Annotated in this window: 8 protein-coding genes and 2 pseudogenes; 6 read left to right on the forward strand and 4 right to left on the reverse strand. The window is 38.3% G+C overall.

Going from position 1 to position 11,995, the window contains the following annotated elements; all coding sequences use genetic code 11:
• Positions 1-57: 57 nt before the first annotated feature.
• Together SSOP1_RS14905 and bgaS are read left to right on the forward strand one after the other, a co-directional pair.
• Entirely contained in the window at positions 58-1,194 is a 1,137-nt protein-coding gene (locus SSOP1_RS14905; RefSeq protein ID WP_009992673.1) for an MFS transporter, read from the forward strand.
• Positions 1,195-1,214: 20 nt separating this feature from the next.
• A complete protein-coding gene (gene bgaS, locus SSOP1_RS14910; protein WP_009992676.1) occupies positions 1,215-2,684 on the forward strand; it encodes a beta-galactosidase BgaS in 1,470 nt (489 codons plus the stop codon).
• Here bgaS and SSOP1_RS14915 read toward each other — a convergent pair.
• Positions 2,681-4,459: a hypothetical protein gene (locus SSOP1_RS14915; protein ID WP_009992678.1), complete on the reverse strand. Its 1,779-nt coding sequence runs from the start codon at positions 4,457-4,459 to the stop codon at positions 2,681-2,683. The genes bgaS and SSOP1_RS14915 overlap by 4 nt on opposite strands.
• Before the next feature lie 32 nt (positions 4,460-4,491).
• Complete coding sequence (xylS, locus tag SSOP1_RS14920; RefSeq protein ID WP_009992679.1) at positions 4,492-6,687, reverse strand: apha-xylosidase; 2,196 nt, start codon at positions 6,685-6,687, stop codon at positions 4,492-4,494.
• A gap of 109 nt (positions 6,688-6,796) precedes the next feature.
• Here xylS and SSOP1_RS14925 point away from each other — a divergent pair.
• The 3 genes and pseudogenes from SSOP1_RS14925 to SSOP1_RS17480 all read left to right on the forward strand — a co-directional run bounded on the left by SSOP1_RS14925 (position 6,797) and on the right by SSOP1_RS17480 (position 8,562).
• Positions 6,797-7,686 (forward strand): annotated as a pseudogene (locus tag SSOP1_RS14925) (IS5 family transposase).
• Between the two features lie 153 nt (positions 7,687-7,839).
• The gene (locus SSOP1_RS17235) at positions 7,840-8,304 is read left to right on the forward strand and encodes a hypothetical protein (protein ID WP_231918291.1); all 465 of its coding nucleotides are present in this window, start codon (positions 7,840-7,842) and stop codon (positions 8,302-8,304) included.
• A gap of 30 nt (positions 8,305-8,334) precedes the next feature.
• A complete protein-coding gene (locus SSOP1_RS17480; protein WP_009992219.1) occupies positions 8,335-8,562 on the forward strand; it encodes a hypothetical protein in 228 nt (75 codons plus the stop codon).
• 129 nt (positions 8,563-8,691) lie between these two features.
• Here SSOP1_RS17480 and SSOP1_RS14945 read toward each other — a convergent pair whose 3' ends face one another.
• Both SSOP1_RS14945 and SSOP1_RS17245 read right to left on the reverse strand, forming a co-directional pair.
• Positions 8,692-9,750: an ISH3 family transposase gene (locus SSOP1_RS14945; RefSeq protein WP_164497324.1), complete on the reverse strand. Its 1,059-nt coding sequence runs from the start codon at positions 9,748-9,750 to the stop codon at positions 8,692-8,694.
• A gap of 362 nt (positions 9,751-10,112) precedes the next feature.
• Positions 10,113-10,587: pseudogene (locus SSOP1_RS17245) on the reverse strand (ABC transporter substrate-binding protein); the annotation flags it as partial.
• Between the two features lie 370 nt (positions 10,588-10,957).
• Here SSOP1_RS17245 and SSOP1_RS14950 point away from each other — a divergent pair.
• Positions 10,958-11,764, forward strand: a complete 807-nt coding sequence (locus SSOP1_RS14950) for a sugar phosphate isomerase/epimerase family protein (protein ID WP_009993108.1) — start codon at positions 10,958-10,960, stop codon at positions 11,762-11,764.
• Positions 11,765-11,995 lie beyond the last annotated feature (231 nt).

Genomic DNA, 11,995 nt, shown 5'->3' on the forward strand with positions numbered 1-11,995 from the left:
TATCACTATTGTAAGTTAACTTTTAATTTACTAATGGGAAAGTACTACTGAACATAGTTGAAATATCTAAAAATTTTTGCAATCTTATCTAATCTTGCAAACAACTTGGTAAGTCCGTTCATATCATTCGTCTCAGCGTACTTTGGAATGAATTCAGAGGAACTTGCATTAGTTACCTCAGCCACTAACGCAGTTCCTAATATATCTCAATATTTCCTAAACTTTATTAAATCTAAAGCTAAATTCTTAATATTTATAGGCACATTAGTTAATGGTCTACTATGGGTCATAAGCGCGTTTATACCTTTTAACTGGATATTCTTAACTGTTTATTTTATTATAACAATGAGTATTGGCATAGCCAATTTTGGGTGGAACTTAATAATGGATAGGGTGAGTAGGAATAGTAGGGGTTCCACATTATCACTTTACCTTGTTTACGGAACGATAGGCGCATTAGCTGCTACTTTAGTAACAGGTTTTATTACGGAAAGCAACACAGAGTTGATAAGGGAGTTCTTCCTAATTTCCGGAATAATACTAGTTGGTTCTGCTAACCTTTCTAGAAAAATAGAGGTGGATACGAAACTTGAAGAAAATCGAGTTAAAAGTGCTTCATTCCAAATGAAAAGATTTTTAACTACTATATTCCTCTTCAATCTGGTATTATCATTAGCATGGCCGATTTTCCCGTTAGCGCAAGTGTACAAATTCCACATGAATGATGAAAATATAGCAATCTTAAGCGTAGAAACTGGAGTTACAACAATCTTGTTTCAAAGGATTGTTGCTAAATTGACAGATACTAAGAGAAAATTAACGCTTTTCCTTGGAAGCGCTCTTTATACTATCTATCCTTTATCTTACGCCCTATCTGATTCCATTTATATGATATATATCGTAAATCTAGCCAGTGGATTTACCAATGCTGTTGGATCGGTAACTTACATTGCCTATATATTCGATAACTCAGACGACAATACTATAAGGAGAAACTTGGCAGTTTATAACTTGACAGTAGGTTGTGGAGTGATGACTGGATCAATACTAGGAGGAGTAGCATATAATTACGTTACACAATTTTATAACCCAATATATTCAATAGACCTTATGCTTATCCTATCCTCTATTCTAAGATTCTCGGTATCTCCCCTATTCTTGACCATAAAAGATACTCGCTCAAAGCTTAAATAATATTAATCATAAATAAAGTCATGTACTCATTTCCAAATAGCTTTAGGTTTGGTTGGTCCCAGGCCGGATTTCAATCAGAAATGGGAACACCAGGGTCAGAAGATCCAAATACTGACTGGTATAAATGGGTTCATGATCCAGAAAACATGGCAGCGGGATTAGTAAGTGGAGATCTACCAGAAAATGGGCCAGGCTACTGGGGAAACTATAAGACATTTCACGATAATGCACAAAAAATGGGATTAAAAATAGCTAGACTAAATGTGGAATGGTCTAGGATATTTCCTAATCCATTACCAAGGCCACAAAACTTTGATGAATCAAAACAAGATGTGACAGAGGTTGAGATAAACGAAAACGAGTTAAAGAGACTTGACGAGTACGCTAATAAAGACGCATTAAACCATTACAGGGAAATATTCAAGGATCTTAAAAGTAGAGGACTTTACTTTATACTAAACATGTATCATTGGCCATTACCTCTATGGTTACACGACCCAATAAGAGTAAGAAGAGGAGATTTTACTGGACCAAGTGGTTGGCTAAGTACTAGAACAGTTTACGAATTCGCTAGATTCTCAGCTTATATAGCTTGGAAATTCGATGATCTAGTGGATGAGTACTCAACAATGAATGAACCTAACGTTGTTGGAGGTTTAGGATACGTTGGTGTTAAGTCCGGTTTTCCCCCAGGATACCTAAGCTTTGAACTTTCCCGTAGGGCAATGTATAACATCATTCAAGCTCACGCAAGAGCGTATGATGGGATAAAGAGTGTTTCTAAAAAACCAGTTGGAATTATTTACGCTAATAGCTCATTCCAGCCGTTAACGGATAAAGATATGGAAGCGGTAGAGATGGCTGAAAATGATAATAGATGGTGGTTCTTTGATGCTATAATAAGAGGTGAGATCACCAGAGGAAACGAGAAGATTGTAAGAGATGACCTAAAGGGTAGATTGGATTGGATTGGAGTTAATTATTACACTAGGACTGTTGTGAAGAGGACTGAAAAGGGATACGTTAGCTTAGGAGGTTACGGTCACGGATGTGAGAGGAATTCTGTAAGTTTAGCGGGATTACCAACCAGCGACTTCGGCTGGGAGTTCTTCCCAGAAGGTTTATATGACGTTTTGACGAAATACTGGAATAGATATCATCTCTATATGTACGTTACTGAAAATGGTATTGCGGATGATGCCGATTATCAAAGGCCCTATTATTTAGTATCTCACGTTTATCAAGTTCATAGAGCAATAAATAGTGGTGCAGATGTTAGAGGGTATTTACATTGGTCTCTAGCTGATAATTACGAATGGGCTTCAGGATTCTCTATGAGGTTTGGTCTGTTAAAGGTCGATTACAACACTAAGAGACTATACTGGAGACCCTCAGCACTAGTATATAGGGAAATCGCCACAAATGGCGCAATAACTGATGAAATAGAGCACTTAAATAGCGTACCTCCAGTAAAGCCATTAAGGCACTAAACTTTCTCAAGTCTCACTATACCAAATGAGTTTTCTTTTAATCTTATTCTAATCTCATTTTCATTAGATTGCAATACTTTCATACCTTCTATATTATTTATTTTGTACCTTTTGGGATCTACACTTAATGTTAGCCTAATTGGAAAGTCATTTAGATTTAATACTGTTACCAGTCCATCCCTTTTAATTATTAATGAAAATAAGAAGGGATAAGTAGCGATAGCCCTTATTCCGATATGGTCTCCAACAATATCCCTTATTATCTGCCTTGCAACACTAGGGTAGAACTCTGAAATCAGATATGGTAGGTAAGTTGTAAGTGATAGGACGTAAACTTTAGAGTTAGAGTAAGTGTTCTGAAAGACTACTGGGTGCAATTCGACACCGTTATAGGCGTAAAGGATTGGCGTAGCTCCGTTTAATGAAAATATAGGTCCTACAGGGAAATTGGCTTGCCTCTTGTAATATGACCAATAGAACGTTTTCCCATCCCTGGTTAACGCATTGACACTAACACTATCGTAAATCAAGTTACCGACACCAAGAATTTTCAGTGCAGTATCCCCCAAGACTTCAATAAGCTTTTTAGCTGCACTTGCTGTAAACATTAAGTTAACTCCCCTATTAAGTAAATCCACAATATCTAGATGGTAAATATCTGACTCAGTTATGAGCAATATATCACTTGGATTTACAACATTAGAAACCTCTAGCGGTATTCCAATTATTCCTAGATGGTCCTCTACGTATTTATCAAACCTTTGAGTCATGAAATGCTGTAATGGTATTCTCTTCAAACCTATAGAGGCGTATTCCCTAATGTCTTCCCTCCACCTCTGTACCTTTTCCTTATTTTCCATAATACTTTCAAACAAACTCCTTCTCTCTGGGTCTAAAATATCTCCAGCCTCGAAAAGTGTAATTTCCTCTGTGAGACCAAATGCGCTCAAGATAAATTGCTGTAAATATGTTTTAAAACTACCGTAATCTCCACCTTCTCCACCTATGAAAGTATCAAACCATACACCCTTTAATTTATCACCGACTAGACCTTTAACGTAATCAACTATGTACAATGAACCATATCTTGCCGTATATTCCCTAGCCTCAGTTCCAACATAAATGTTATCGAAGATTTCAGCTAACTTATCTAATTTAAGTCCTCTATGATAGAAGTCTTCCCTCCACTCAGCGACCTTTAGAGTTATCTTGACTTTTTCGTTTACATTTTTTGCTGGTTTTACAACATAATCCCTTGAAGCGTTATAAACTAGAGAGGAAGAGTACTCACACCATAAGCGCGATATAACTGGATCTCTCAACATTTTAAGTAATGTACCTTTAGTGAAATTAACCCCATACATTGAGTTAAACAGTTTTACATCCTTTTCAGAATGGCACCAATTAGCCCAAAAGTCATCAATAATTATCTCGTCAAATACCTTTGCTTGCTCTTCAACTACGTTTTTTACCATCTCCCTATTTCTTTCATCTGCAATACAAGCTACTTTAAAACCATAATTCTCCATTTCACCCCAACCCTCACCCCATGTACCAATTGCCATCCCTCCAGCAACTTCAAACTCCCTCTCAAAAACCTCTTTAAACTTAATCATTGTGTTAACATCTAGCATTATTCCATCTCTATAATTTTCTAGATAGATTTTAACTACTCCTAATTCTTTAAATTTTTCAATAAGCTTCTTGATCCTTTCCTCGTTAAGACCCCTCAAAGTTGGAGCCGTAACGTAAACCGCTAATTTAAACTCCTTCATACTTATCACACAACGATTAGAAAATTAAAATACTAACCCCTCTTAACTGTAATAGTTTCCTTACCGTTATATTCTATTTCGACATCTGGCTTCGTGTGCTCAATACCCTTACCCTTTTCAACCCAGATAATCTTAATTATTTTCTTACTCATCTCTAACTCTCCTCTTTTCTTTCCTATAGTGAGCTCTTGCTTATCTTCATCCCAAGTAATTGGTATTATATAATATTTTCCTTTTTCATACTCATACGTAATCCCATCATCGTCATATAACTCGAAATAACCGTTCTTACCTGGATAAACCCTTAAGTCAATTACATCCCAATACTCTTCAGCGTTATTTACATTTTTTCCCAATAATGGTAAGACAGCACCACTTCTTACGAATAAGGGTATGGTATCTAACGTTACCTTTACGTCCATCATCCTCCCGCCTTCTAACTTCTCACCAGTCCAGAAATCATACCAATATTCTTTAGAGGGTAAGTAAACCTCTTTCTCTATAATACTCGGCAAGGTCACTGGGGATATCAATATGTAAGGACCAAACATGTATTGCTCATCAAAATCGTAAACGTTCTGATCATCCCTAAAATCCATAACTAGTGGCCTCATAATCGTATATCCGATACTATATGTCATCCAAGCTAATGAGTAAATATAAGGCAGTAATTTGTATCTCAACCTTATATATTTAAGGATAACTTCCTGGTACTCTCTTGGAAATCTCCAAGGTTCTTTTGGAAATATTGTACCGTGAACTCTGAGTATGGGACAAAACGTGCTCCATTGGAACCACCTAACGAAAATCTCTGCATATGCCTTAGTTTCTGGGTTTCCAGAGAAGAAGCCACCGGTGTCAGTAGTCCAGTAAGGTATACCAGAAATTGAAAAATTGAGCCCAGCGGGGATTTGAGCTCTTAACGTAGCCCAATCACCCAGTACATCACCAGACCAACTAATTGCAGAATGCCTCTGTTGACCGGCGAAGGCAGATCTGGTCAATATTACAACCCTTTTATTGCTAATTCTCCTCTGTCCTTCATACACAGCCTTAGTTTCCATTAAGGGATATGCGTTCAAATATTCATACCCTTTTCCAATTTCTAAATCCACATCGTGAATTGGGGAAAAGAAGACTAAACCAAGCCCAGTTTCTGGCTCTGAGGCATCTAGCCAATAAGCGTCTATCCCTAAATCGTAAAACCCCTTAACGTAACTCCAAAAGAGCTCTCTGCATTCATCCTTAAAGGGATTAAACGCTGTAGTCCCCAGAATTATACACCCTTTACTTTCCATATCCTTAAACACTTCAGTCTCCTTCCCAAAAGTAGGCCATATTGATATTGCCAACTTAGCTCCCATTTTATGGATCTCCTCAACCATATCTTTAGGTCTTGGGAAATCTGTCTCATCAAATTTGAAAGCGTTCCACCCGTACTTCCCCCAATATCTCCAGTCGAGTACTATTACGTCTAAGGGTATTTTCCTCTCTCTAAACTCCTTAACCACACTTGTTATTTCATCTTGTGATTTATATCTCTCTTTACTCTGCCAATACCCATAAGCCCATTTAGGTAAAAGAGGAGCGTCTCCAGTTAACTTCCTATAACCTTTTATTACATCATCTATGGAATCACCGTAAATTACGTAATAGTCTATCTTTTTACCAGCTTCAAACCAAACCTTTAATTTATTCCTCCTAAGACTTATCGATCCTAGGGAATAGTTATCCCACAATATTCCATAGCCCTTGCTTGAAACTATGAATGGAATACCGATATCAGTATTTCTCTGAGATAATGTAGTCGAAAGACCGCTATAGTCTAACTTGTAGGCTGAGGATTGACCTAAACCATTTCCACCTGCATGTTGTCCCAGGCCATATACTCTCTCACCCTCACTCAACTCAAACTCTTGTTCAACGTTGTAAGTTGATAACTCCTCGTTAAATTTCAAATCCCTTCTTTTCTCCTTAACGACAATTCCCCCCTTGTTGTCCTTCATTATTAACTCTCCGTTAGAAGTGTTTATATCTACACTGAGAGATTCGCTGGAGAAAGAGATTATAGATGGACCCGTACTTTCCCCTTTAATGCTTAGCTTCTCTAGGTTTGGTAACACAACTAGACTATTATCTACTATGGCTTCCCTTCCATAATAGTATAAAACTCTAACAATATTATCTGCGATAAATTCTATTTCCACATTTAAATTCCCTATTCTCATTATAAAGCTTCTTCATGATCTATTATATAAGCTTTGTGTTATTTACTGCTTTGTGGATTGCTTCAGAATTGTACAAAAAGTTTATAAATTATTCGTTTAAGTATTACCTATGGAAAAGAGTAAGTACAAGAGGGACTGGAGCAAGTACGACGAGAACGTCATAACTAGATATAAGTTGATGTTCCCCTTCTACGTATTCGAACATTGGTGGGACTTATTAGCAGAGGAGAACAGGAACGCTAGGACAAAGTATAAAGCTCCGAAGGAGTTCAACGACTTCCTAGCCTTCCTCCACATCTTCCTACCTTACAGAGCAATAGAAGGAGTATTAAGAGCCTTAGAACAATTGAAAATCATCCCCACAAGCCAACAATATGGGAGAGAGTGAGGAACATGAAAATAACCTTCCCCGAGGCAAGTGACGAACTTGAAGTAATTGCAGACGCTACCGGCATTAGCACAAACACGGGAGGACAATACATTGTTGCCAAGTGGGGTAAGACTAGGGATTCAAAATTCCTCAAGATCGAGATAGTAATGGACAATAACGAATTCAACGTGGTAAACGCTGAGGTCACTAGCAACGAGGTTGAAAGCGCTGTAAAAACAGTTAAGGATCTTCAAGATAAGGGAAAGAAGGTCAAGAAGTTTTATGGAGATAAGACATATGACGCCAATGAGGTTTACAAGACCGGAGTTGAGGTTGTAGTTCCTCCCAAGAAGAACGCTTCTACTAAAAGGGGCCATCTTGCTAGACGTAAGGCTGTGCGGGAGTTTAGGAAGTTGGGTTATGATCGTTGGAGGGAGGAGAAGGGTTATGGCGTTAGGTGGAGGGTCGAGTCCTTGTTCTCTGCGGTGAAGCGTACTTTTGGGGAATCGGTTAGGGCAACAAGTTTTGCTGGACAAGTAGTTGAGGCTAAGCTCAAGTTCTGGGCTTACGCGTGGATGGTTCACTTGGCGAATTCTGTAGTCGGTAGGGCTCCGGGCATTAGGGTGTAAGCTTGAGAGGAACGTTGAAATAAATATTAATTACTGAAAAATTAGTGTTATACAATATCGTTTTAATGAGACAAATTGAACAAATCAACAAAGTAGTTATTTACGACTCTGGGACAAAAACTTTAGATACCCCTTATTTTGTATCATGAACACATGAATAAGAAGTTAACTCAGAAAGACTTCGACAATTTCAAGGAGTCAATAGAGGACTTGATCAAGTTGCACAAGGAAAGTAGGCTCAGTAAGATAGAGAACAATAAGGAGAACGAAGAAGAGAGGTCAGCCAGATTAAGAAGATTCGGTCGAGAGTTAAGACTTAGAGGAGGCAAAGTTCGTCAAGATCAAGAAAGAACAAGGGAGAAAAAGCAAACTAACCCCACAAGAGAAGGCATACATACTGATAATCAAGGAATATCTAGGCTTATCCAACAAGGAAACCGCAGAACTAGCATCACTACTGAACCTAACGAAGAAGGAGATAAGCCACAAGACAGTAGAGAGACTATACTCCCACCCCACATCTTCGTCATCCTCTACAACCTACTCTCAAAGACCGTTGGTGGCCTCAAGGTGGTCATGGACGGGACAGGCTATTCCCTAGTAGTAACCAAGCATTAAAGGAGTGAAAGGGAGAAGTCTGGGGAAGATGTGAAGGAAGGGAAGGAGTTCGCGTACTCCTTCTTCATCTTTGACTTGGGTAGTAACCTGATTGTCGCTTACGGTTATTCGCTTAAGAGTGAGAGGGAGGCTTATGAGATGGTTCTCGAGGTCCTGAGGGATCTTGGTGTAAAGGTTGACTCCTTGAGGGCTGACAAGTACTATAGCAAGTCTATACTGGATGACTTCCCTGATTCTGAGATCTACTTGATACCCTAACGCTACGATCAAGGGAGGGAAAAGGTGGAGGGAGATGATATTGAAGTTCATGAAGAACCCACTGGAGTATTTGGAGGAGTATTTTAAGCGTGAGAGGCTCTGATCTCCTCCATTACGGTAGACCCAAAATCACCTCCATAAAAATAAATCTATAGTATTAATAAGTGTTTCCTCAAGATTAAATATAAAATCCTTTAGATCAGATAAATCGTCTAGAAAGCAGAGGATGAGCAGCAATCTAAACTCCTCTCTTGTCATGACGTTCTTAAACACGGTGTAAAGCGAGTAGAAGATCATGGCCAGCACGAAGATCAACTCGCGGAAGATGAACTTGGTGGAGCTCGTGAAGGGAAGGAAGGCCTTGATGTTCCTGTAAGACGTCTCAATGGGACTCCTAACCTTGTTGTACAACTTCAGCACTTCCCTCTTGGGTAGGTCGAGGTTGGTCGCCCTCGCGAAGTACACCACGGTCTTCTTCCTCTTCTTAACGATTTCCTTACCATACACCAGGAGTCTGAACTTGACCTGCTCTTCCTTCTTATGCCTCTTACTGTTTGTCGTGTACTCTCCGTCGAACTCCTCGTAGATCTTCACGTCCCCCACAGGGACTCCTATCACGAACTTGAACTGCGATATGAACTTGAGGACTTCCACGGTGTAGAATCCCGCGTCCAAGGTTACGAGCCCCACCTTGAAGCCCATTCCCACAATTTGCTCCATGAGAAGCTTCACGATCTCATCCTTGCTCATCCCGTTAACTTGGGGAACGAAAGCTAGGAGGAGCACCATATTCTGATACTTCGTGGTCGCGGTAGCGTAGTTCCACGAGTTCCCCTTGGCTGAACTACCCAGTCCCTCCACCGGCTTACCATACCACGTCTTGGTTGTCCAGTCTATGGAGATGTCGACTTCCTTCACTCCCTTGAGTATCTCCATGGAAATCCTCCTCATGGACTCTAATAGCTTCTCGATCACCTCAGTTCCCTGCTCCTCCACGTAGTTCCTCACGGTCTGTGGTGACACGTTATACCCTTTGGACTTGCTTTCCACGGAGTCGTTCCACAAGCACGCGGAGACCAGAACTCTCGATACCTCCTCCGCCTTTCTTCCCTTGAAGCTCAACATGGAAAGTAATTTATACCCTACTTGTTGTAGATTATTTTGGTGAGGAAGACCAGGTGTTATCACCTTGTCTTCACCACGTGATAATACCGGCTTCCTCACCTTAAATCTTTCTTCAATTAATTGCGTTCTTGTCAAAGCTATAAATTCTATTATTTTTCAGAATCTGATATTACCCAACCAAAATTATTTTTTGTAAAATGATTTTGGGTCTACCGATTAAAAGGAGGACAGGGTGGATCATAAAATAAGGTCAGGGAAGAGAGGATCCACTTGACGGTCTTAGCGAGGGTCACGATTCACGATCTACTGTGGTCTAAAGCGTTAGATTAAAAATCCCGAAATGCTATATAAATTTAGAAACCCATTAGACTAATTTGTCCCAGACTCGGAGTTGCTCTTTGATTAAATATTATTTCTAGTTCTTATGGGTTGATTATTGTCATATTGGCAACATAAATTTGCTAGATACCCTAGTTGTGGATATGCTTGGTCTAATGCTATTGTGTACCATACTGCTGTTGCGTTGAATGGCGTACCGTCCGTAAAATACACATCATGTCTCAAGTATAATATTAACGCTAGTGTCTGTACTTTACCGTTAGGAGTGTTAACGTAACCAGTAGTCCACGTCCAATTAGTCGCTAACCAAGGAATAATTTGGCCATTGTCATAATTTACTAATGCTAATGGTTCATAGATAAACCACTCCCCGTCATCAACAAGATTAGGACTGCTCTACGGATTATAATTATCTTGCCACGTACCGATTGGCGAAGCTACAATTACAATGCTCCCTTCGGGTTGTACAGATGTAGACTGCGATATCGTCGGTATTATGAAAACTCCTATACTTATTAGCATTAAAACAGAAATTATTCCAGAAATTATCTTTCTCGCCATTTCTGCTTACCTTATTTTATGATTATTCGCATCGATTTATTTAATATTTATACGTAACATGTTAAATATATTTGGCCATAATAGTGGGACGAGAACTTGAATTTTAACCATTATTTTGTGTGATAGATTAGTTAGCATCCTAGCTAGTCTATATTGTATAAACGACTCCTATTTTGCGTATCTTAACAATTACTGCTTTGTTGATATATTGAATATTTTTTATTATATTATTATATCATCTTTATTTTAATTAATTTAAAGATATTCAATTTAGGTTTGTAATGGCACTTAAGTCGTTGTGAAAATTCAACAAGTTCACTAAGCAAATAATTACTAAAAAAATTTAAACTCGGAAATAGCGACATATCATATGGATTGGAAATTAGGAATTATCTCAGATGAGATCTCTCAAGATTTCGAGCATGCAGTAAAGGTAATAAAAGAGTTAGGTGCAAGCTATGTTGAAGTAAGAAATTTATGGAATAAGAATGTAACGCAACTATTGGATTCTGAATTTTCAGAAATGAAAAGGGTTGTTGAAAAGTATGGGCTTATCATATCCAATCTAGATTCTCCTAGCTTTAAGATATATATAGATGACGAAAAAGGTTATAAAGAACATTTACAAATTTTAAGGAAAGTAATAGAGTTAAGTAAAAAATTGGATATAGCGTACACGAGAATATTCACTTTTTGGTATCAAGGAGAATTAAGATATTATATTGATAAGTTAGCTGAAAGATTCAATAGTGCTATAGATATAGCTCAAAGTGAAGGGGTAATATTAGTCATAGAAAATGAGTACAGTTGTTTTGTAGGCACAGGGAAAGAGCTTAGAACATTCTTAGATAAAATAAGGACGAAATGGGTTAAGGTATTATGGGACCCTGGAAATGCCTTCTTCGCTAGGGAGACGCCGTATCCAGACGGATATGAATTAATAAAAGGTGACATTATGCACTTACACATTAAGGATGCAATGGTTAAAGATGGTCACTTTATTTGGATGCCAGTAGGGAAGGGAATGATAAACTATAAGGAACAATTTAGAGCGTTAAGGGGTAGTGCTCATGTCATATCTTTAGAAACTCACTATAGAAATAGCGCAAATGACCCAGAGGCTAGTACGAGAGAGTCCTTTAATGGTATAATTAAAATATTGAAAGAGCTAAGTTAATTTGATTGTTTTTAAAAAAAGATTTTTATCTTAATGCTTTAGTTCATTCGTAGAATATTTTTCCATTAAATTACTACTATCTTCATTTCAAGTAGTGATCAGATTCATAATTCCTTCTTGTAACACCTCTTAACTCATTGCTAAAATTTAACAAGTCCAAAAAGCGTTATTTTAATAATCTCGTCATTAACCACTGCGTTACTTCTCTGTACAATCTCTGTCTGATTTCGT

This window comes from Saccharolobus solfataricus, from assembly GCF_900079115.1.
Taxonomy (GTDB): domain Archaea; phylum Thermoproteota; class Thermoprotei_A; order Sulfolobales; family Sulfolobaceae; genus Saccharolobus; species Saccharolobus solfataricus.

Coding starts and splice junctions, on each gene's coding strand:
- SSOP1_RS14950 (WP_009993108.1), top strand. CDS start 10,958: ATGGATTGGAAATTAGGAATTATCTCAGATGAGATCTCTCAAGATTTC.
- bgaS (WP_009992676.1), top strand. CDS start 1,215: ATGTACTCATTTCCAAATAGCTTTAGGTTTGGTTGGTCCCAGGCCGGA.
- SSOP1_RS14915 (WP_009992678.1), bottom strand. CDS start 4,459: ATGAAGGAGTTTAAATTAGCGGTTTACGTTACGGCTCCAACTTTGAGG.
- xylS (WP_009992679.1), bottom strand. CDS start 6,687: ATGAGAATAGGGAATTTAAATGTGGAAATAGAATTTATCGCAGATAAT.
- SSOP1_RS17235 (WP_231918291.1), top strand. CDS start 7,840: ATGAATAAGAAGTTAACTCAGAAAGACTTCGACAATTTCAAGGAGTCA.